This is a genomic window from Micromonospora sp. WMMD812 (assembly GCF_027497215.1).
Classification (GTDB): Bacteria; Actinomycetota; Actinomycetes; order Mycobacteriales; family Micromonosporaceae; genus Micromonospora.
In genome coordinates this window covers 6295393-6316300 of sequence record NZ_CP114904.1, presented here as the reverse complement: position 1 = coordinate 6316300, position 20908 = coordinate 6295393, and the positions used below count along the sequence as shown (strand labels likewise).

17 protein-coding genes are annotated in these 20908 nt (G+C 74.4%); 12 read left to right on the top strand and 5 right to left on the bottom strand.

The window, feature by feature from the left end; translation table 11 throughout:
- Window positions 1-14: 14 nt before the first annotated feature.
- Entirely contained in the window at window positions 15-914 is a 900-nt protein-coding gene (locus O7603_RS29275; RefSeq protein ID WP_281572946.1) for a TIGR01777 family oxidoreductase, read from the top strand.
- 152 nt (window positions 915-1066) lie between these two features.
- On the opposite strand, the gene O7603_RS29270 is transcribed toward O7603_RS29275, so the two are convergent.
- Complete coding sequence (locus O7603_RS29270) at window positions 1067-2278, bottom strand: PHB depolymerase family esterase (protein WP_281576857.1); 1212 nt, start codon at window positions 2276-2278, stop codon at window positions 1067-1069.
- A gap of 231 nt (window positions 2279-2509) precedes the next feature.
- Here O7603_RS29270 and O7603_RS29265 point away from each other — a divergent pair, with 231 nt between their 5' ends.
- The 7 genes from O7603_RS29265 (at window position 2510) to O7603_RS29235 (ending at window position 9278) form a co-directional block, all read left to right on the top strand.
- Window positions 2510-4336 carry a DUF2079 domain-containing protein gene (locus O7603_RS29265; protein WP_281572945.1) on the top strand — a complete coding sequence of 609 codons (1827 nt, stop codon included), beginning with the start codon at window positions 2510-2512 and terminating at the stop codon, window positions 4334-4336.
- Between the two features lie 175 nt (window positions 4337-4511).
- Complete coding sequence (locus O7603_RS29260) at window positions 4512-5759, top strand: hypothetical protein (RefSeq protein ID WP_281572944.1); 1248 nt, start codon at window positions 4512-4514, stop codon at window positions 5757-5759.
- Window positions 5760-5875: 116 nt separating this feature from the next.
- Window positions 5876-6514, top strand: a complete 639-nt coding sequence (gene lipB, locus O7603_RS29255) for a lipoyl(octanoyl) transferase LipB (protein ID WP_281576856.1) — start codon at window positions 5876-5878, stop codon at window positions 6512-6514.
- Between the two features lie 5 nt (window positions 6515-6519).
- Window positions 6520-6912: a VOC family protein gene (locus O7603_RS29250; RefSeq protein WP_281576855.1), complete on the top strand. Its 393-nt coding sequence runs from the start codon at window positions 6520-6522 to the stop codon at window positions 6910-6912.
- A 349-nt stretch (window positions 6913-7261) separates the two neighbouring features.
- Window positions 7262-7969, top strand: a complete 708-nt coding sequence (locus O7603_RS29245; RefSeq protein ID WP_281572943.1) for an SRPBCC family protein — start codon at window positions 7262-7264, stop codon at window positions 7967-7969.
- Entirely contained in the window at window positions 7966-8640 is a 675-nt protein-coding gene (locus tag O7603_RS29240) for a DUF4166 domain-containing protein (protein WP_281572942.1), read from the top strand. Before O7603_RS29245 ends, O7603_RS29240 begins: the two co-directional genes overlap by 4 nt.
- Window positions 8641-8654: 14 nt before the next feature.
- Window positions 8655-9278 (top strand): TetR/AcrR family transcriptional regulator, encoded by a 624-nt coding sequence (locus O7603_RS29235; RefSeq protein WP_281572941.1) that lies wholly within the window; start codon window positions 8655-8657, stop codon window positions 9276-9278.
- A gap of 127 nt (window positions 9279-9405) precedes the next feature.
- On the opposite strand, the gene aspS is transcribed toward O7603_RS29235, so the two are convergent.
- Window positions 9406-10692, bottom strand: a complete 1287-nt coding sequence (gene aspS / locus O7603_RS29230; protein ID WP_281572940.1) for an aspartate--tRNA(Asn) ligase — start codon at window positions 10690-10692, stop codon at window positions 9406-9408.
- Between the two features lie 443 nt (window positions 10693-11135).
- Here aspS and lipA point away from each other — a divergent pair, with 443 nt between their 5' ends.
- Both lipA and O7603_RS29220 read left to right on the top strand, forming a co-directional pair.
- Window positions 11136-12128, top strand: coding sequence for a lipoyl synthase (lipA, locus tag O7603_RS29225; RefSeq protein ID WP_281572939.1), 993 nt, complete (start codon window positions 11136-11138; stop codon window positions 12126-12128).
- A gap of 53 nt (window positions 12129-12181) precedes the next feature.
- On the top strand, window positions 12182-13915 hold the full coding sequence (locus O7603_RS29220; RefSeq protein WP_281572938.1) for a hypothetical protein: 1734 nt from the start codon (window positions 12182-12184) through the stop codon (window positions 13913-13915).
- 45 nt (window positions 13916-13960) lie between these two features.
- On the opposite strand, the gene O7603_RS29215 is transcribed toward O7603_RS29220, so the two are convergent.
- Window positions 13961-16867 (bottom strand): helix-turn-helix transcriptional regulator, encoded by a 2907-nt coding sequence (locus O7603_RS29215; RefSeq protein WP_281572937.1) that lies wholly within the window; start codon window positions 16865-16867, stop codon window positions 13961-13963.
- A 365-nt stretch (window positions 16868-17232) separates the two neighbouring features.
- Window positions 17233-17403, bottom strand: coding sequence for a hypothetical protein (locus O7603_RS29210; RefSeq protein ID WP_281572936.1), 171 nt, complete (start codon window positions 17401-17403; stop codon window positions 17233-17235).
- A 207-nt stretch (window positions 17404-17610) separates the two neighbouring features.
- On the opposite strand from O7603_RS29210, the gene O7603_RS29205 reads away from it, so the two are divergent.
- Window positions 17611-18300: a DUF4191 domain-containing protein gene (locus O7603_RS29205; protein WP_281572935.1), complete on the top strand. Its 690-nt coding sequence runs from the start codon at window positions 17611-17613 to the stop codon at window positions 18298-18300.
- A 389-nt stretch (window positions 18301-18689) separates the two neighbouring features.
- Here the strand turns inward: O7603_RS29205 and O7603_RS29200 are convergent, their stop codons facing one another.
- Window positions 18690-19058: an RDD family protein gene (locus O7603_RS29200; protein ID WP_348651095.1), complete on the bottom strand. Its 369-nt coding sequence runs from the start codon at window positions 19056-19058 to the stop codon at window positions 18690-18692.
- A gap of 397 nt (window positions 19059-19455) precedes the next feature.
- Between O7603_RS29200 and glnA the strand changes: the two genes are divergently transcribed.
- Window positions 19456-20880 carry a type I glutamate--ammonia ligase gene (glnA, locus tag O7603_RS29195; protein WP_281572934.1) on the top strand — a complete coding sequence of 475 codons (1425 nt, stop codon included), beginning with the start codon at window positions 19456-19458 and terminating at the stop codon, window positions 20878-20880.
- Window positions 20881-20908: the final 28 nt, after the last annotated feature.

Genomic DNA, 20908 nt, shown 5'->3' with positions numbered 1-20908 from the left:
CCGAAGATATGAGCATGCGGATCCTGATGGCCGGCGCGTCCGGCTTCCTCGGCACCCGGCTGGTGGAGCGGTTCATGGCCGACGGGCACGAGGTCACCCGGCTGGTGCGGCGCACGCCGCGCAGCGCCGACGAGCGACAGTGGAACCCGGCCGCCGCGCAGCTCGACCCGGCGGTGGTGGCGCAGGCCGACGCGGTGGTCAACCTGGCCGGTGCGGGCGTGGGCGACCGGCGGTGGACCGACGAGTACCGGAAGCTCCTCCGGTCGAGCCGGGTGGACAGCACCACCACGCTGGCCATCACGATCGCCGGCCTGCCGGCGGCGGACCGGCCGGCGGTGCTGATCAACTCGTCGGCCGTCGGCTGGTACGGCGACACCGGCGACCGGGCGGTCGAGGAGGACGCGCCGGCCGGGGAGGGTTTCCTGGCCGACGTGTGTCGGGTGTGGGAGGCGGCCACCCGGCCGGCCGAGGACGCCGACGTGCGGGTGGTGCGGCTGCGCACCGGCCTGCCGCTGCACCGCGACGGGGGAATGCTCAAGCCGCAGCTGCTGCCGATGCGGCTGGGCATCTCGGGAAAGCTGGGCGGCGGTCGGCAGTGGTGGCCGTGGATGTCGATGGCCGACTTCCTGGCCGCGACGGCGTTCCTGCTGGAGTGGGACGACGTGGCCGGCCCGGTCAACATGGTCGGGCCGGCCCCGGCGACCAACGCCGAGTTCACCCGGGAGTTGGCCCGGCAGCTGCACCGGCCCGCGTTCATGCCGATCCCGGCGCTGGCGCTGAAGATCGTGCTGGGCGGCTTCTCCCACGAGGCGCTGTCCAGTTCCCGGGTCCTACCCGGCGTCCTGACCCGCGCCGGCTACCAGTACCACCACCCGGACCTCCCCAGCGCCCTGAACGCCGCCCTGACGGACTGACCGCCTCCCCCTCCCCTCTCCCCGACTCCTCCCCGGTTGATCATGAAGTTATTGCCGCCGGCACCGGCGTGTCGGGGGCAACAACTTCATGATCAACGCGGTCGGGGCGCGGAGCCGGTGGGTCAGCGGGGGTCGGCGGGGCTCGGCGGGGGTCAGCAGCCGATGACCCAGTAGTTGGGGCCGGTCTGCTTCAGGGCGGTGGTGTAGAAGGTGTTGTAGAGGCCCATCCGCTGGTTCGAGCCGTTCGCGTAGGCGTAGCCGCCGGACTGGTACGCCCGGCCCGCGCTGACGTGGGCGTAGTTGCTGGCGGTCACGCAGGTCGGCGGCACCGTCGGCGTCGGGGTCGGGGTGGGGGTGGCCGTCGGGGTCGGGGTCGGGTTGGTGCCGCCGCCGCCCAGTCCGAAGAAGACCGCGTCGCGGTACGTCGAGCAGATGGTGTCCAGGAAGTACGCGCCGGCGGTGCCGCACTGCTCGGCGCCGCTGCCCGGGTCGACCGGGGTGCCGTGCCCCATCCCGGAGACGCGGTACACCCGCACGTCGTCGTTGCCGTAGACCTCCAGGCTGGTGCCGCCGGGCAGCGACGACGTGCTGGTCGGGGTCTGGGAGACGCCACGGACGTTGGTCCACTGGTCCCGCGACTCGGTGGCGTTGAGCGGCGCGACGGTGTAGTCCGAGGTGCCGTGCCAGATGGCCACCCGCGGCCGCCGCCCGGTGTAGCCGGAGTACGCGCCGCGGACCAGGTCGCCCCAGGCGGCCGGGGTCTTGTCGGTGCCGGGGCTCATGCAGCTGAACGCGTTGACCATGCTGGTGGCGCAGCGGTACGGGATGCCCGCGATGATCGACCCGGCGGCGAAGACGTCCGGGTAGGTGGCGAGCATGACGGAACTCATCGCCGCCCCGGCGGAGAGCCCGCTGACGAAGACGCGGTTGCCGTCCACGCCGAAGTTCGCCTTGGCGTGGTCGACCATCTGCTTGATCGACAGCGCCTCGCCCTGGCCCCGCGCGGTGTCGCCGGTCTCGAACCAGTTGAAGCAGGCGTTGGCGTTGTTGCCGGACTTCTGCTCCGCCACGATGAGCGCGAACTTCCACTGGTCGGCGTACTTCTGCCAGCCGGAGTTGGCGAAGTAGCCGGAGGCGTTCTGGGTGCAGCCGTGCAGCAGCACCACGGCCGGCGAGTTGGCCGGCAGGTTGTCCGGCCGGTAGGCGTACATGGCGAGGTTGCCCGGGTTGGAGCCGAAGCTGCTGACCTGGGTCAGGCTGGCGGCCTGGGCGGGCGCGGCGAGGGTGAGCGCGCCGGCGGCGGCGAGGAGCATTCCGGCGACCACACCGGTCAGCCGGGTGAGCAGGGACGAGGAGCGGCGCACGGCGGCCTCCCGGGGACGAATTGTGAACTGGGTCACCTGCGAATTGCCGCGACGTTACGTCGGCGTGTCGACGATGTGACATGGGCCACGGTCACACATTCACGGACGCCGCTATGTTCGTCGCGGGAGCGGCGGCGACCCGAGGCTCGGGCTCGGCGTCCGTCGACAAGACTGGCCCCCTCCTCGCATGTATGACCGGCACGTCCAGATCCGGTTGGTAACGTCCGCTGCGTGCCGACCTCCCCGTCCCTGGCCACCGGGCCCGCGCCCGCCTCGCCGCCGCGCGCCGTCCGGGACCGCCGCGCCGACCTGATCGTGGTGCTGGCCGCGCTCGCGTTGGCCCTCTGGGTCACCAGCGGGCTGTGGCGGGACCCGAACGTCCGGACGGTCACGGTCAACTCCAGCGACCAGGCGCTCTTCGAGTGGCTGCTGGCCTTCGGCGGGAACGCGCTCACGCACGGGGAGAACCCGTTCTTCACCCACCTCATCAACGTCCCGGACGGGGTGAACCTCGCGGTCAACACCTCGATCACCGTGTACGCGGTGGTGTTCGCGCCACTGACGTACCTGGTCGGGCCGCCGGTGACGTTCCTGGTGATCCTCACCCTCAACCTGGCCGCCACCGCGGTCGCCTGGTACTGGCTGTTCTCCCGGCAACTGGTGCGCAGCCGGCTCGCCGCCGCGGTTGGCGGCCTGTTCATCGCGTACTCACCCGGCATGGTGTCGCACGCCAACGCCCACCTGAACTGGACCGCCGGCTGGCTGGTGCCGCTGCTGGTCTGGCGGCTGTTCGCCCTGCGCCGGCCGGGGCACTGGCTGCGCGACGGCATCGTGCTCGGCGTGCTCGTCGCGGTCGCGTTCTCCATCGCCGCCGAAGGGCTCTTCTTCACCGCGCTCGCGCTCGGCGTCTTCGTCGCCGTGTGGGCGCTGCACCCGGCCCGGCGAGCCGAGGCGCGGGCCGCCCTGCCCAATTTCCTGCGCGGGCTCGGCGTGACCGCGGTGGTCGCCGGAGCGCTGCTGTCGTACCCGCTGTGGCTGCACTTCGCCGGCCCGCAACGGTTCCACGGCACCGGGTTCGACCCGGTGATCCACTCGGAGGACATCGTCGCGTTCGGGGCGTACCCGCGTCGCTCGCTGGCGGGCGAGGCCGGCCTGGGCACCTCGCTGGCCCCCAACCCGACCGAGGAGAACTCGTTCTTCGGGCTGCCGCTGCTGATCTTCACCGTGGTCTGCTTCGTGGCGCTGTGGCGGCGTGCCGACCCCGGACGGCGCGCCACGCTCTGGGCGCTGGGCGTCGTCGCGGTCGTCTTCACCGTGCTCTCCTGGGGCCCGGTGGCCAAGGTCGACGGCGACCGCACCGACGTGCCCATGCCGTTCGACCTGCTCGGTCACCTGCCGGTGGTGAACGCCGCGCTGCCCGCCCGGCTGGCCCTGGTGGTCGCGCCGGTGATCGGGCTGCTGCTGGCGTACGCCATCGACCAGCTCCGGGCCGCCCCGCCCCGGCACCGCTCGACCGAGCTGGCCTGGTCGCTCGGCTTCGCGGTCGCCCTGCTGCCGCTGCTGCCCGCCCCGCTGCTCACGAACGAACGGGAGCCGATCCCGCGGTTCATCACCGCCGGCACCTGGCGGGAGTACGTCTCTTCGAACGGGGTGCTCACCCCCGTGCCGGTGACCGTGGACGTCTACCCGGACGGCCAGCGCTGGCAGGCGCACGCCCTCGCGCACCGGCAGGGCGAGTTCCGCATCCCGGCCGGGTTCTTCCTCGGACCCGGCGGCCCGGACGGGCGGGGCCGGATCGGCCCGGTGCCGCGCACCTTCAGCGCGTTGATGGATCAGGCTGGCAAGACCGGCCTGGTACCGATCATCACCGACGGGACGATCCGCGAGATCCGCGCCGACCTCGCCTACTGGCGGGTCGAGGCGGTGGTGCTCCCCGACCGGGTGCACGGGGCGAAGTTCGACGTCGCCGAGGAGGCGGTCCGGCGCACGGCGACGGCCCTGCTGGGCGAGCCGCAGCGGGTGGACGACGTCTGGCTCTGGCGGGTGCCGCCGGCCTGACCGGAAACCCCTCCGGCCGCGCCCTCGCCGCCACCCGGCCGCGCCGCGCCCTCGCCGCCACCCGGCCGCGCCGCGCCCTCGCCGCCACCCGGCCGCGCCGCGCCCTCGCCGCCACCCGGCCGCGCCGCGCCGTCGCCGCCCCCCACCCGGCCGCGGCATGCCGTCTAATGAGGCGATGCCGACGAGCCGGGGCCGCGTCACCAGGGCCATGGGCGCCATCGCCGTGGTCGCCGCCGTCGCCGCACCGGGGGCGCTCGCCGCACCGGCCGTCGCCGGGCCCGCCGACCAGGTGCCGACCGAGGTGTACGACCCGTGGCTCTGGCAGGCCACCGTCGAGCAGCGGCCGACCGGGCCGGCCACGATGCTCTTCTTCACCGCGCGCACCCGCTACCTGGAGTCGACCGGGGTGCTGGTCGGCCGGGACGGTGGCTACCGGCTGCTGCCCCTGCACATCGGCGAGGACCCGGGCCGGCTCTCCCCCGACGGCCGGCACTACCTCCACGCAGGCACCGGCGTGCTGCTGGACGTGACCAGCGGCGACGTGCGCCGCGACGTGCGGCCGGGCGTCCGACCGTTGGCGTGGTCGCCCGGCGGCCTGCTCGGCACCCGTAACAACGACGACGCGGTGATCACGTACGGCCCGGACAACCAGCCGCTCAACGACCCGTCGAAGCCGGACGACCTGCTCGTCGTCGACCCGTACACGGGCGCGGAACGCATCGTCCCGGCCGGCACCTTCGCCTCGTACACCGCAGCGGCCTGGTCTGCCGACGGCACGCTGATCGCGGCGGCCGGCCCACCGACGCCGGCCGACCAGTTGGCCCAGCGGGAGCGGCTGGTGGTCACAGATTCGGCCGGCGCACCGCGCTGGCAGGTCGACCTGGGTGACCGTCGGGTGCTGGCCGGGCGCGCCGCGTGGAGCCCGGACGGCCGCCGGATCGCCCTGCTCGGCCATGACGGCTGCGCCGCCGACTGCCGGGACGACGCGCAGCTGGCCGCCCGCTCGTGGCGGATCGAGTATCTGGACGCCGCCACCGGTCGCCCGACCGGCGCCCCCGTCCCGCTCGACGGCTGGCCGGCGGAGGTGGTCGGCTGGCGCGGCGCCGATCCGGTGCTGTCGTGGCAGCACGCCGCAAACGGGTCCGGCGAAGCCCGCCGGGACGTGCTGGCCGTCGTCTCGCCCGACGGCGGTCGGCAGGTGCTGCTGACCGCGCCGCAGGGGACCAGCGGCGTCGAGCTACCGCACGACCTCCTGGCGCGGGCGGCGTTCGGCGGCCCGGCCCCGCACCCGTCCCCGTTCGCCGCGCCGCTCTGGATCTACGCGCTGCTCGCGCTTCCGCCGCTGCTGCTCGCCGCCCTGCTCCGGCGACGACGGCGCCGGTCCCGGGCAGCCGCTCCACCGGCGTCGACGCCGCCCGCCTGAGCGCACCCGCGCCGCCGCGAGGTGCCGGCGCCGCGCACCACGCAGCCCCACCCCGGTGAGGCGGCTCACCAGCGCCGCCGCCCCCGTCCGGGATTACGCTGGACGGTGTGAGCACGATGATCTCCGGCCTCACGGCCGTCCGCGCCGGTCTCCTCGACTACCAGGCCGCCTGGGACGAGCAGCGCCGGCTGCACGAGTCGGTGGTGGCCGGCGAGCAGGGCGACACCGTCCTGCTGCTGGAGCACCCGAGCGTCTACACGGCCGGCAAGCGCACCGAACCGTGGGACCGGCCGACGGACGGCACGCCGGTCGTCGACGTGGACCGCGGCGGCAAGATCACCTGGCACGGCCCGGGGCAGCTGGTCGGCTACCCGATCGTGCGGCTGCCCGACCCGGTGGACGTGGTCGCGTACGTGCGGCGCACCGAGCAGATGCTGATCGACGTGTGCGCCGAGTTCGGGCTGGCCGCCGGGCGGATCGACGGCCGCAGCGGCGTCTGGGTGCCGGAGGACGACCGCGGCCCGGCCCGTAAGGTCGCCGCGATCGGCATCCGGGTGGCCCGTGGGGTGACCCTGCACGGCTTCTCCATCAACTGCGACTGCGACCTGGGCTACTTCGACCGGATCGTGCCGTGCGGCATCCGCGACGCCGGGGTGACCTCCCTCACCGCCGAGCTGGGCCGCCCGGTCACCGTGGCCGACGTGCTGCCGGTGGTGGAGCGCCACCTGGCCACCCTCGTCACCGTCGCCGAGTGACCGGGGTGCGGATCGACCTCGTCACCGTCGTGGTCGCCGACTACGACCCGGCGATCGCCTTCTTCACCGAGGTGCTCGGCTTCGACCTGGTCGAGGACAAGCCGTCGCTGACCACCGACGGCCGGCCGAAGCGCTGGGTGGTGGTCCGCCCGCCGGGCGCGCAGACCGGGTTGCTGCTCGCCCGCGCGGACGGCGACGACCAGGCCGCCGCGATCGGCAACCAGGTCGCCGGCCGGGTCGGCTTCTTCCTTCAGGTGGACGACTTCGAGGCGACCTACCGCCGGATGCGGGACGCGGACGTCGAGTTCGTCCGGCCGCCTCGCACCGAGCCGTACGGCCAGGTGGCGGTCTTCCGCGACATCGCCGGCAACCGCTGGGACCTGCTCGGCCCCGCCTGACCCCGCCCCGCCCCGCGCCCTCGGCGCCGGGCCGCCGGTCGCTCCACCACCCCCGCCCCCTCACCGCCGCGGCGGCCTCCTCACGACGGCGCCAGCTCGGGGCGGCGCCAGCTCGCCGTCACGCCGTCGCCGCACCCCATCGGGCACGCTGTCGAGCTGCCTCAGATCTGGGGCAGGTCGCAGGATCCGCCGCCGCCCGCTGGCCCGACAGGCCCCACCACCGCCCCCCCCGCCGGCCCGACAGACCCCGCCGTCGCAGCCGGCGGCTCTCCACCGCCCCCGGTCTTGAGCGATCGCTCAAACAGCGCTATCGTCGTTTTGAGCGATCGCTCAAGAACGGGGGCGCCGGATGCGGACGATCTATGTCGAGACGCTGATCGACGCGCCGGTGGATCGGGTGTGGCGGGCGACGCAGGATCCGGGGGCACACCCCCGCTGGGACGCCCGCTTCACCCGCATCGACCCGGTGCCGGACACCGAGCCGGCACGCTTCCGCTACTCGACCACGCTGCTGCCCGGCGTCCGGATCGACGGGTACGGCGTGCACGCCGGTGAGCGGACGCGCCCGGACGGCACCCGCACGTCGGCCCTGCGCTTCGGTTCGGCCGACCCGCGCTCGCTGATCGCGTCCGGCTCGGGCTACTGGCGCTACGTGCCCGGGCCGCGGGGGGTGCGCTTCCTGACCGGCTACACGTACGTCACCCGGTGGGGGCAGCTGGGTCGCCTCGCCGATCTCGCCTTCCGCCCGCTCTTCGGCTGGGCGACCGCCTGGTCCTTCGACCGGCTGCGGCTGTGGCTGGAGCACGGCGTACCCCCCGAACGGGCCCGCGGCAACGCCGGGTGGGAGGTCGCGCTGCGCGTGCTCGCGGTGACCGCCGTCGGCGTGCTGACCCCACCCGCCGTCGGGCCCGCGGGCCGGGCCGTCGCGGTGCTCGCCGCGACGGTGCTCGCCCTGGCGGTGCCGCCCCGTCCGCACACCCCGGCCGCCCGCCGCTGCCGCCGCCGACCGCCGGACCGGCTCGCCGCCCGTCCCCCGTCCCTGCTGGAGAAGCTGTGACCTCCGTGTTCCAGCGCGCCCTGGGCGCCGACTTCGACCGACTGCACCCGCAGCTCCAGCGCCGCTTCGGCGTCGACGGCGGCGCCGACGTGGGGTGCGTGGGCCACGGCGTGATGGAACGGGTGTGGCGGGGGTGCGCCGTCACCGCGCCGATGTTGCGGCTGGGCACCCTGCGGCACGTCCTGTTCCCGGAGACCGGCGTCGACGTGCCCTTCACCATCGAGAACTACGCCTATACCGACTCGTACCGCCGGCCCACCCTGACCTTCGTGCGGACCTTCCAGGTCACGACGCACCGGCGGCGGCGCTTCGACGCCACGATGGTCTGGAGCGAGCGGCGGGGGACGCTCGTGGACTATTTGGGCACGCACCAGCACCTAGCGGTCGACCTGCACCTCGGCGTCGACCGGACCGGCGCGCTGACGATCCGCAGCGGCGGCCAGCGGTTCCGCGGCGGGGTGCCGTGCCCGGCCGCGCTGACCGGCCACGCGCGCCTGCGCGAGTGGTACGACGACCGCCGCGACCGGTTCGGCATCGAGGTGGAGGTCAGCAACCCGCTCGTCGGCCCGGTGTTCGGCTACACCGGCAGCTTCACCGTCAGCTACCTGCGGCCCGACCGGGCACCGGTGCCCGCCGCGGTGCGGCCACTGCGGGAGAATCCCCGGGACTGACGGAAGGGAACCCGATGGCCGGCACCCGCGAGAAGCTGATCGACGGCGCGCTCGTGGCGATCCGCACCCACGGCATCGCCGGCACCTCGGCGCGCTCCATCGCGGCCGCCGCCGGGGTGAACCAGGCCCTCGTCTTCTACCACTTCGGCAGCGTCGACGACCTGCTCGCCGAGGCCTGCCGCAGCGCGACCACGGCCCGCGTCGCCGTCTACCGCGAACGCTTCGCGCGGGTCGGGTCGCTGCGCGAGCTGCTCGACCTGGGCCGCGCCCTGCACGACCAGGAGCGGGCCGAGGGCAACGTGGCGGTCCTGGCCCAACTGCTCGCCGGCGCGCAGACGGACCAGCGGCTCGCCGAGGCGACGGCGGGCGCGCTGCGGCTGTGGACCGCCGAGATCGAGGCGGTGCTCCACCGGCTGTTGCGCGACTCGCCGGTCGCCCCGGTCGCCGACCCGGCCGGGCTCGCCCGCGCGATCTCGGCCGCCTTCGTCGGCCTGGAACTCTTCGAGGGGGTTGACGCGGCCGGCGCAGGCGACGCCTTCGCCGCCCTGGAACGCCTGGCGGTGCTGGTCGAGGTGGTCGACGACCTCGGGCCCATCGCCCGGCGCGCGCTGCGCGCCCGCCTCCGCACCCGCGGCTGACCCCCTACCCCCGCCCCCTACCCCTTCCCCTTCCCCTTCCCCTCGTGATCATGAGGTGTGCGGCAGGAACGATCTCCATCGGTGCCGCAAACCTCATGATCAACGCGAGAAGGGCCCGGGGTCGGGGTTACGGGGTCAGGCGGTGGAGGTCGCGGGGGAAGGCCGTCACCTCGCGGACGTTCGCCGCTCCGGTCAGGCGGGCGACGAAGCGTTCCAGACCGATGGCGAAGCCGCCGTGCGGCGGCATCCCGTGCCGGAACGCGTCCAGGTAACCGGCGTACGGCTCGACCGGTTCACCCCGCTGCGCCAGCGCCGCCAGGTAGTCGGCGTGCCGGTGCAGCCGCTGGCCGCCGGTGACCAGCTCCAGACCGCGGAAGAGCAGGTCGAAGCCGTTGCTGTGGTCCGGCCGGGCCGGGTCCGGGTGCGTGTAGAACGGCCGCTTCGCCATCGGGTACCCGCTGACGAAGAGGAAGTCCGATCCGTGCTCCCGGCGCGCCCACTCACCCAGCGCGCGCTCGTGGGCGGGGGCGAGGTCGGGCTCGTCGGCCGGCGCTCCGGCGATCTTCAGCGCCTCGGTGAAGTGCACCGCCGGGATCTCCGCCGGTACGGCCGGCAGGTCGATCCCGAGCGTGGCCACCGCGGCCCCGGCCCGGTCCGCCACGGTGGCGAGCATCCCGGCCAGGACGTCACGCAGGACGGCCATCACGTCCCGGTGGTCGGCCACGAAGCCCAACTCGACGTCGAGCGAGGTGTACTGCGCGAGATGCCGGGCGGTGTCGTGCGGCTCGGCCCGGAAGACCGGGCCCACCTCGTACACCCGCTCGAAGACGCCGACCATGAGCTGCTTGTAGAACTGCGGCGACTGCGCCAGATACGCGGGCCGGCCGAACCAGTCCAGCGCGAACACGCTCGCCCCGGACTCGGTGGACGAGCTGACCACCTTCGGCGTGTGGATCTCGACGAAGCCCCGGGCGTCCAGCGCGGCCCGGAAGCCCGCCACGCCCGCCGCCGAGATGCGCAGCGCCGACGACCGCGACGGGTGCCGCAGCGCGACGGGCGCGTGGTCGAGCTGGGTGGGCAGGCTCGCGGCGAGCGCCGGCCGGTAGAGGTCGAACGGCGGCGGCTCGGCGGGCGGGCCGAGCGGACGTACCGTCGGGGCGGTCAGCTCGACCCCGGCGGGCGCCGTCGCGTTCGCGACCACCGTGCCGGTGACCTCGACGGCGGTCTCCTCGGTCAGCGCCTCGACCTCGGCGCGCACCGCCGGGTCGGTGACCACCACCTGGGCCAGGCCGGCGGCGTCCCGGACGATCAGGAAGGCCACCGACTTGAGCAGCCGGCGGCGGTGCACCCAGCCGGCGATCCGCACGGTCTCGCCGACACGGGGGGTGAGCTGGGTGGAAAGGACGCGTTGCATGGCGGACACCTCCTTGATCAGTCGCAACGCCTTCGCCGCCTCGACGGCGAAGCATCACTCCAGCCCCAAAGAGGTGTGGGCGAGCGGGAACCTCGCGGTGCCACCACACCTTCACCCCCGCCGGAGCGGGGGCCTCGTTCGTCGCCCGTGACGAGGGCCAGCCGGCGGGCTCTACTGGGCGCGGACGCCGTTCTTCCCGCAGCTCGGGAGGGTCTTCGCGAGCCCGGCGCCAGACCGCCTCGCACCAACCGGCGGCTCTCTGCACTGGCGGGTCGGGCCGCTACTCGGCTCCGTCGTCGCTGTTGGCCGGAACAGTAGCACCGGCGTCGGTCCCGTGTGACGCGCATTTTCCGCCGCACGGTGTGCGGCGTCACAAGCCCTCGGGGCGTGACGCCGGTCGCCCGACCTACATCGACGGCCACCGTGCGGCGTAGGCTCGTTTCGTGACGATCGAGCACTCCGCGCCGACGACCGGCCAGGCCGCGCGTACCGCGACGCCCGCCCCCGAGGGGCGGCGCATGCTGCGGATCGAGGCCCGCAACGCCGAGACGCCGATCGAGCGCAAGCCGCCATGGATCAAGGTCAAGGCCACGATGGGGCCGGAGTACACCCAGCTGCGCGGGCTCGTCTCGCGGGAGGGGCTGCACACCGTCTGCCAGGAGGCCGGCTGCCCCAACATCTACGAATGTTGGGAGGACCGGGAGGCGACCTTCCTCATCGGCGGTGACCAGTGCACCCGCCGGTGCGACTTCTGCCAGATCGACACCGGCAAGCCGGCCGAGTTCGACGCCGACGAACCGCGCCGGGTGGCCGAGTCCGTCGTGACGATGGGCCTGCGCTACGCCACCGTCACCGGCGTCGCCCGCGACGACCTGCCCGACGGTGGCGCCTGGCTCTACGCCGAGACGGTCCGGCAGATCCACGCGCTCCAGCCCGGCTGCGGCGTCGAGCTGCTGATCCCGGACTTCAACGCCGTCCCCGAGCAGCTCGCCGAGGTGTTCGGCGCCCGCCCGGAGGTGCTGGCGCACAACGTCGAGACGGTGCCCCGGATCTTCAAGCGGATCCGTCCGGGCTTCCGCTACGAGCGGTCGCTGGACGTGATCCGGCAGGCCCGCGCCGACGGTCTGGTCACCAAGAGCAACCTGATCCTGGGCATGGGCGAGGAACGGGCCGAGATCTCGCAGGCGCTGCGCGACCTGCACGAGGCCGGCTGCGAGCTGATCACCATCACGCAGTACCTGCGCCCCAGCGCCCGGCACCACCCCGTCGAGCGGTGGGTCAAGCCGGAGGAGTTCGTCGAGCTGCGCGAGGAGGCCGAGGAGATCGGCTTCGCCGGAGTGATGAGCGGGCCGCTGGTGCGCTCGTCGTACCGCGCCGGCCGGCTCTACCAGCAGGCCCTCGCCGCCCGCGACGGTAGCCCGGTCGCCGCCGGCTGACCCGCCGCGCACCGCTGCGCCCCCCGGCGCCGGCCGGGTGCCATGATCAGGCCATGACCGCCGGCGTACGCCAGGAGCCCCGCGACGCGCCCCGCGCGCTGCCCGGCTCCGGGCGCGCCCGGCTGGCCGGCGTGCTCACGCTGCTCGCGCTGCTGGCCGGGATCGGCTACCGGCTCGTCCTGCTCGTCTGGGACACGCCACGGACGAACAGCGACGAGGCCACGATGGGGCTGGCCGCGCTGCACATCGCCCGGGGGCAGGAGTTCCCGGTCTGGTTCTACGGCCAGGCCTACATGGGGGCGCTGGAGGCGTACCTGGCCGCGCCGGTGCTCGCGCTGACCGGGCCGTCATTGCTCGGGCTGCGCCTGCCCACGCTGGCGCTATACGCGCTGTTCGTGCTGCTCGCCTGGCGGCTGACCCTGCGGCTGACCGGCGACCGCTGGTTCGCCCTGCTCGTGGTGGCGCTGCTCGCGCTCGGCTCGGACCGGATCGTGAAGAACCAGCTGATCGCCGGCGGCGGGTACCCCGAGATGAATCCGGTCGGCGTCGCCCTCGCCCTGCTCGCGTACGACCTCTGCGCCGGCCGGCCCGGCCGCCGGCTGCCCCGGTGGGCGGCGTGGGGCCTCCTCGCCGGGCTGATGCTCTGGGTGGACCCGCTGGTGCTGCCGTACGTGGTGGGCACCGGCGTGGTGTTGCTCGCGTTCCGGTGGCGGGAGCTGCGCGGCCGAACCGGCGCGGCGCTCGGGCTGGCGGCGCTGGTCGGTGCCGCGCCGCTGCTCGGGCACAGCGTGGCCGCCGGGCGCAACCCGCTCGCCGCCGTGCTGGCCGCCGGGGGCGCCGACGTCCCGGCCGGCTGGGCGGACCGGCTGCACGGCGGCCTGCTGCTCGGCCCGCCGCTGGGCATGGGCTTCTGCGCGCCGAGCCACTGCGCGACCTGGCAGCTCTGGTGGGCGTACGCCCTGCCGGTGCTGCTCGTGGCCGGCGCGGTGACCGCCTGGCGCACGCTGCGCGCCCCGACCGACCGCGCGCCGGACAGGTCGGCGGGTGACGGCGCCCCGCGCCCGCCGCGCGGCGCCCCGGTCGACGCGTCGGCGGCCGGCCCGCGGCCGGACGCGGCACCGCTCTCGGGCGCCGACGGCGGCTCGGCCGCTCGGGTCGGGGCGGCGGTCCGGCTCGCCCTGGTGGCGGCCGCGGCGGCCACCCTCGCCGTGTACGTGGCCAGCAGCGCCTCGGGGCGCACGCCGGTGGAAAGTTCCCGCTACCTGTCCTGCCTGCTCATCTCGCTGCCCGCGCTGCTCTGGCCCCTGTGGAGCGCCGCGCGCCGCCGGTCGGGCGGGGCACGGCCGGTTCGCCGGGCCGGCCGAGTCACCGCGGTCGGGGCGTCCGCCGTGTTGGTCGCGACCGTCCTCACCACCGGGTACGCGACGTACCGGGCGGCGGGCACCGCACCGACGGCCCGCGCCGCCGAGACGCGGCACGCCGAACTGGTCACCACGCTGCGCGACCTCGGCGTCCGGCACGTCTACGCCGGCTACTGGACCTGTAACCGGCTCACCTTCGCCAGCGGCGAGGACGTGGTCTGCGCGGTGGTCGACGACGACCTGCGCCCCGGCTTCGACCGGTACGCCCCGTACCGGCGGGCGGTGGCGGCCTCGGCGGCGCCGGCCTGGGTCGCGCCCACCGGCTCGCCGCTGGCGTCCCGGCTGGACGACCGGATGCGCGCCACCCCCGGCAGCCTCGACCTCGTCACCGTCGACGGCTACTGCATCTACCTCCCCCACGCCTGACCGCCGTCGCCTGGCGGCGACGTCGGCACGGCCGGTGGTCGGCGGTCAGCGTGGGGTGGGATCGGCGAGCAGGTTGAGCCGGTGCGCCAGGGCCGCCGCCTCGACGCGGTTGGTCACGTCCAGCTTCGCGATGATCCGGGAGACGTGCACGCTGGCCGTCTTGGGCGAGATGAACAACTGCTCGGCGATCCGGCTGTTGCTGTGCCCCTCCGCGACCAGACGCAGCACCTCCCGCTCCCGCTCGGTCAGCAGGTCGGCGCCCGGCCGACCGCGGGCCGCGCCGCGGAGGCCGACTCGGCGGGCCAAGGTGGCGGCCTGCTCCGCCAGCGGCGCCGCGCCCAGCCCACGGGCGAGCGCGGCCGCCTCCTGCACCGCCGCCGCCACCTCGTCGCGCTCCCCCGCCGCGGCCGCCGCCTCGGCCAGGGACAGCAGCGCCCGGGCGAGCGGGTACGGCTGGCCGTCGACGCGCCAGGCCGCGACGGCGGCGCGCCAGGCACCCAGCGGGTCGGGTCCGACCTCGACCGTGGCGGCGATCTGGGCGGCGATCTGGGCGGCGTACGCCCGCTCCGCGTCGAACCGGACCGGCACCGTGTCCGCCAGCACGGCGACCCGGGCGGCGAGCCCGGCGTCGTCGAGCCGCCGGGCGGCCCGGGCCGCGGCGCCGAGCAGCGGCCACGCGTACCGGGGATAGGTCGGGAGGGTGTCGTCGGCCAGGGCCACCTCCACCGCGCGCCGCAGCTCGGCGCGGTCGTCGGCCGCCAGGGCCGCCTCCACCCGCAGCTCGTCCACCGGCAGCCGCAGGTGCGGGTGCAGGTAGGGCCGGGTGAGGAAGCTCAGCGCCCGGCCCACCGCCTCGTCCGCACCGGGATCGCCCTGGGCCAGCCGCAGCCCGGCCCGCAGCTGAAGCCAGTGCAGCCCCGCGACGCCGGGCGGGTCGAGGCGGGCCGCGTCGGCGCAGACCCCGGCGGCCTCCGCCCACCGGCCCAACGCCAGCAGCGCCTCCGCGCGGTTGGAGAGCAGGTACGCGCCGGTGGAGCGGCTGATGCCGACCCGGCGCGCCTCGGCCACCCCGTCGGCGGCGGCCTGGGCGGACTCCTCGTAGCGGCCCAGCTCGTAGAGCACGTCGGAGATGTGGACCAACGCGCTGACCAGCGTCGGGACGTCGTCGGCGGCGCGGGCCGCCGCCTCGGCACGGCGTATGTCGGCCAGCCCGAGGTCGACGGAGTCCTTCCGATTGCACAGCACGGCCAGCTGGACCGGCAGCAGCGTGGCGTCCAGCCCGGCCGCCTCCGCCGCGGCCAGCACGTCGGTGGCGATCTGGACGCCGTCCACCGGGTCGATCCGGGCCAGCTGGGAGGCGACCGCGGCGAGCATCTCCAACCGCTGCGGCCCGTCCGGCCCCTCCGACGCCAGCCGGTACGCCTCCCGCAGCTCGGCGGCGCCGTCGCCCTTGCCGAGCATGGCCAGCATCCGGCCCCGCCGGTCGAGCAGCCGGGCCGCCCGCAGCGGCTCGGCCGCCCTGTCGACCTCGGCGAGCGCGGCCCGGGTGAGCGTGAACGCCCGCTGGTAGTCGCCGGCGGTGAGGGCGGCGTCGAGGGTCTCCTCCAGCACCGCGAGGTGGTCCATGTCGAGCCGGTCGGCGGCGTCCGGCACCAGCTCCCACAGCTCCAGCACCCGTTCCAGCAGCCGGCGCTGCTCCGCGTAGGCGTAACGGTCGGCGGCCGCGCAGGCGGCGGCGCGGGCGGTGACCAGGGCGCGCGGGTGGTCGTGCGCGGCGTACCAGTGGTGGGCGATCTCGGCCGGGGCGCGGCCGGCGGCGACCAGACGAGGCTGGGCCTCGATGGCGGCCGCGAACCGGGCGTGCAACCGCGCGTGCTCGCCGGGGAGCAGCTCGTCGTGGACGGCCTCCCGGACCAGGGCGTGGCGGAACTCGTAGTCGCCGTCCGGGTCGGCCACCACGAGCTGGGCGGCGACGGTGGCGCGCAGCGCGTCCTCCAGCTCCGACTCGGGCAGCCCGGCCACCTCGGCGATCAGCTGGTGGGCAAAGCGGGTGCCGCCGGCGGCGGCGATCCGCAGCACCCGCTGGGCCGGGTCGGGCAGCCGGTCGACCCGGGCGAGCAGCAGGTCGCGCAGGGTGTCCGGCAGGGTGGCGCAGCCGATCGGGTCGCCGGCCGCGGCCAGCTCCTCGATGAAGAACGGATTGCCCTGGGTGCGGTCGTGGATGTCGTCGACGGCGCGGGACGCCGGCTCGGCGCCGAGCAGGTCGGTGAGGATCGCGCCGGTGCCGTCCCGGTCGAGCCGGCCCAGGTCGATCCGCTCGACGCCGCGGGCGCGGTCCAGCTCCGCGAGGAAGGGGCGCAGCGGGTGGCCGCGCTGCAGCTCGTCGGTGCGGTAGGTGCAGACCAGCAACAGCCGGCCCGGGCGGGCGGCCCGGACCAGGAAGCCGATCAGGTCGCGGGTGGAGCGGTCGGCCCAGTGCAGGTCCTCGATCACCAGCAGCAGCGGTCGCGCGTCGGCGAGCCGTTGGAACAGGTCGGCCACCAGGTCGAAGAGGTAGCCGCGTGGGGCGTCGGAGAGCGGTACGGCGGCCGGCGCGCCGGCACCGGCCGGTATCCGGGCCAGCTCGGGCAGCAGCCGGGCGAAGTCCCCCTCGTACCCGGCGAACGCCTCGGCGCCGTCGGAGCGCAGCACCTCCCGCAGCGCGGCGGCGAACGGGGCGAACGGCAGCCCGGCCTCACCGAGCTCGAGGCACTGGCCGACCAGCGGCCGGACGCCGGCGTCGGCGGTCAGCCGGCAGAACTCCTCCAGCAGCCGGGTCTTGCCCACCCCGGCCTCGCCCCCGACCAGGACGGTGGTGGGTTCGCCGGCGCGGGCCCGGCCGAGCGCGTCGCGCAGGGCGGCGAGCTCGCGCTGCCGGCCGACGAGGACGGTACTGGCGGCGCGTGCGGTCACGGCATCGAGCATCCCACGGCGGACCTCCACCCGGCTTCCCACGTCCGTCCGGTCGTCGTCCACGTCGCCCGGCGACCGGCCGCGCCCGGCCGGGTCGACGCGGGCGGTCGCCGTGGACGGCCGGCCACCGGCCCCGGCCGAGCCGGGAGCGGCCGGCCCGGCCGGACTCGGAACGACCGACCCGGCCGGACTCGGAACGACCGACCCGGCCGGACTCGGAACGACCGACCCGGCCGGACTTGGACCGGCCGGACCGGAAGCGGTCGGTCCGGCCGGGTCGCCGGCGGTCGGTCCGGCCGGATCGGCGTGCTCCGGCGCGGCGGCCGTCGCGGGTGTCGTCCCGGCGACCACCGGGGCGGGGGCGGTCATCGGCGGACGTCGTCGGTGCGGGCGACCTGGTGGCGCCGACCGAGCCAGCCGCGCACGCTCCGGCGGGGCAGCGACCGGGCGAGCCGGTCGGCGGCCGCCTCGGCGCGCAGCTCGGCGGAGTGCGTGTGGTGCAGGGAGAGGAGGAAATCTGCGTCGTTGCCGAACATCTCGGGCTCCTTCGTGCGGTGGTCAACTGCTGAGGTTGACTCTTCGCGCGAAGGTGGCACCGGGGCATTGGTGCGCCGACTCATCTTCGACCGCCGCACCCTCCTTACCGGCGCCTCAGCCGCCGCTCGGCCGGCGTAAGGTACTCAGCCGGCCACTACCCCGGCCGCGGATCAACGGGACGGGCGCCGCCCACTAGACTCGTGGGTATGGCAAAGCCCCAGGAGAAGGTCTCGTTCGGCCAGCGGCTGAAGCAGATCGGGATGGTGTTCCAGTTCACCGCCAAGCAGGACAGGTGGTTCGCGCCCCTGGCGGCCGCCGCGGTGCTGATCCCGCTCGCGCTCACCGTCGTCGCGGTGATCCTCTGGGGCTGGATCTGGCTGCCGATCGGCATCCTGTTCATCCTGCTCGCCGTGCTGATCGTGCTCAACCTGCGGTCCAACAAGGCGATGATGAACGCCGCCGAGGGTCAGCCCGGCGCCGCCGCCCAGATCATGGAGAGCATGCGGGGCGACTGGCGGGTGACCCCCGCCGTCAGCTCCACCACCCAGATGGACATGGTCCACCTGGTCATCGGCCGGCCGGGCGTGATCCTGCTGGCCGAGGGCAACCCGCAGCGGGTGCGCGGCCTGCTCGGCCAGGAGAAGCGCCGGCTGGCCAAGGTGATCGGCACGGCGCCCCTCTACGACTACGTGATCGGCCAGTCCGAGGACGAGCTGCCGATCCGCAAGCTGCGGATGACGCTGATGCGGCTGCCGCGCAACCTCAGCGGCAAGGACGTCAACGCGCTGGACAAGCGCCTCAAGGCGCTCAGCGCCCGCCCGCAGATGCCCAAGGGCGCGATCCCCAAGAACATGCGGCCGGCGCGGGGCGCCTTCCGCCAGACCCGGGGCCGCTGACCCCCCTGCCATACGTGAAGAGCCGGGCCGCACTGGCCCGGCTCCTCACGTCTCTGCCCCTCGCCTCGCCCATCTCTCCTCCCCTCTCCGCTTCTGCCCTGCCCCTGCCCCTGCCCCTGCCCCTGCCCCTGCCCCTGCCCCTGCCCCTGCCCCTGCCCCTGCCCCTGCGATCTTGCACTTTCGGCCCCCGATCTGGGGGTTTTAGCACCATATGCCGGGGCAGAAACTGCAAGATCGCCGGCAGGGCGCGCGGAGCGCAGGGCAGGGCAGGGCGCGCGCGGGGGGCCCGCACGGGAGGGCAGGGCGCGCGGAGGGCAGGGCGCGCGGAGGGCAGGGCGCGCGGAGCGCAGGGGCGCGCGGAGGGCAGAGCGCGGGTGCGTCGGGTGGGGTTAGGCCGGGGTCATGGCGGAGCCGGCGGCGCGGTCGTGCAGGCCGCGGCGGTGCTGGTCCATGATCAGGGCGGGGACGACCAGGGCGAGCAGGAGGCCGCGCAGCAGCGCGCGGGGCACCCCGATCCGGCCGCCGTGGTGCCAGGACACGCAGCGGATCCGGGTGAGGTACATGCCCGGGGTCTGGGCGAAGAGGCCGAGGAAGAAGCCGTACACCAGGATCAGCACCAGCACCGGGGCCCACCCGTCGCGGACCGGGTCGGCGAAGAAGTTCGACACCAGGAGGCAGAGCACCCAGTCGATGACCAGCGCCCCGAACCGGCGGCCCAGGTCGGCCGGGGTGAAGGCGGGGTCGGCGGCGGGCGGCACCGGATGCTGGTCACGCGGGTTGGTCACAGCGGTCAAGGGTATCCAGGGCGTTCACGAGCGCCCGTTCGGGCCACGGCGGCGCGGTGCCGGGCCGCCCCGTGGCCTGCCGGCTGGGCCGACGGCGGCCTGCCGCGACCACAGCCCGGACCCGCTGTTCGCCCGGATGGTCGCCCGGCGCTGGTTCATGTCGGTGCGCAAATTCGGACCAATAGCAATATTCATCATTAGAATGGCACAGGCTGCGGGCCGGCGACAGGGGTCCGGGGCCCCCGAGCGGCGGGGATGACGCTCCGCGAGGGACGTAACACGGCAGAAACAAAGGAGACACGGCCGGGCAACCGCCTGGCCATAGCGTCGTCAGAAGCCTAGCCACCTACTGGACGTGCCAGGAGGACGTGTGTTCGCCAACCCCGAGGAACTGCTGCGATACCTCAAGAACGAGGACGTGAAGTTCGTCGACGTACGTTTCTGTGACCTCCCCGGCGTGATGCAGCACTTCAACCTGCCGGTGGAGTCCGTCAGCGACGACCTCTTCACCGACGGCCTCGCCTTCGACGGTTCGTCGATCCGCGGTTTCCAGGCGATCCACGAGTCGGACATGCTCCTGCTCCCGGATGTCGCCACCGCCTTCATCGACCCGTTCCGGGCGCAGAAGACGCTCGCACTCAACTTCTTCATCCACGACCCGTTCACCCGCGAGGCCTACAGCCGCGACCCGCGTAACGTCGCGAAGAAGGCCGAGGCCTACCTGGCGGCCAGCGGCATCGCCGACACCGCCTACTTCGGCCCCGAGGCCGAGTTCTACATCTTCGACTCGGTCCGCCACGAGACCTCCGCGCACCAGGCGTTCTACTACATCGACTCGATCGAGGGCGCGTGGAACACCGGCCGCGAGGAGGAGGGCGGCAACCGGGGTTATAAGACCCCGTACAAGGGCGGCTACTTCCCGGTGCCCCCGGTCGACCACTACGCCGACCTGCGCGACAGCATCGTGCGCCGGCTGATCGACACCGGCTTCACCGTGGAGCGCTCGCACCACGAGGTGGGCACCGCCGGCCAGGCCGAGATCAACTACAAGTTCTCCACCCTGCTGCACGCCGGCGACCAGCTCCAGCTCTTCAAGTACATCGTGAAGAACGAGGCCTGGGCGAGCGGCAAGACCGCCACCTTCATGCCGAAGCCGCTCTTCGGCGACAACGGCTCCGGCATGCACACCCACCAGAGCCTCTGGCTCAACGGCGAGCCGCTGTTCTACGACGAGACCGGCTACGCCGGCCTGTCGGACACCGCCCGCTGGTACATCGGCGGCCTGCTGCACCACGCCCCGTCGCTGCTGGCCTTCACCAACCCGACGGTCAACTCGTACCGTCGCCTGGTGCCGGGCTTCGAGGCGCCGGTCAACCTGGTCTACTCGCAGCGCAACCGCTCCGCCTGCACCCGCATCCCGGTGACCGGCAGCAACCCGAAGGCCAAGCGGGTCGAGTTCCGGGTTCCCGACCCGTCGGCCAACGTCTACCTCGCCTTCTCGGCGATGCTGATGGCCGGTCTGGACGGCATCAAGAACAAGATCGAGCCGCCGGCGCCGATCGACAAGGACCTGTACGACCTGCCCCCGGAGGAGTGGGGCGACGTCAAGCAGGTGCCGGGCTCGCTGCCCGCGGTGCTCGACTCGCTCGAGGCCGACCACGACTACCTGCTCGACGGCGGCGTGTTCACGCCGGACCTGATCTCCACCTGGGTCGAGTGGAAGCGGTCCAACGAGGTCGACCCGGTGCGCCTGCGCCCGACCCCGCACGAGTTCGCCATGTACTTCGACTGCTGAGCGTTCACGTCATCCCGGCCCGGGCCGG

Bases quoted from the DNA above. Each gene is read 5' to 3' on its own strand.
- O7603_RS29275 (WP_281572946.1), top strand. From the start codon at position 15: ATGCGGATCCTGATGGCCGGCGCGTCCGGCTTCCTCGGCACCCGGCTG.
- O7603_RS29260 (WP_281572944.1), top strand. From the start codon at position 4,512: ATGCCGACGAGCCGGGGCCGCGTCACCAGGGCCATGGGCGCCATCGCC.
- lipB (WP_281576856.1), top strand. From the start codon at position 5,876: ATGATCTCCGGCCTCACGGCCGTCCGCGCCGGTCTCCTCGACTACCAG.
- O7603_RS29245 (WP_281572943.1), top strand. From the start codon at position 7,262: ATGCGGACGATCTATGTCGAGACGCTGATCGACGCGCCGGTGGATCGG.
- O7603_RS29235 (WP_281572941.1), top strand. From the start codon at position 8,655: ATGGCCGGCACCCGCGAGAAGCTGATCGACGGCGCGCTCGTGGCGATC.
- aspS (WP_281572940.1), bottom strand. From the start codon at position 10,692: ATGCAACGCGTCCTTTCCACCCAGCTCACCCCCCGTGTCGGCGAGACC.
- O7603_RS29220 (WP_281572938.1), top strand. From the start codon at position 12,182: ATGACCGCCGGCGTACGCCAGGAGCCCCGCGACGCGCCCCGCGCGCTG.
- O7603_RS29210 (WP_281572936.1), bottom strand. From the start codon at position 17,403: ATGTTCGGCAACGACGCAGATTTCCTCCTCTCCCTGCACCACACGCAC.
- O7603_RS29205 (WP_281572935.1), top strand. From the start codon at position 17,611: ATGGCAAAGCCCCAGGAGAAGGTCTCGTTCGGCCAGCGGCTGAAGCAG.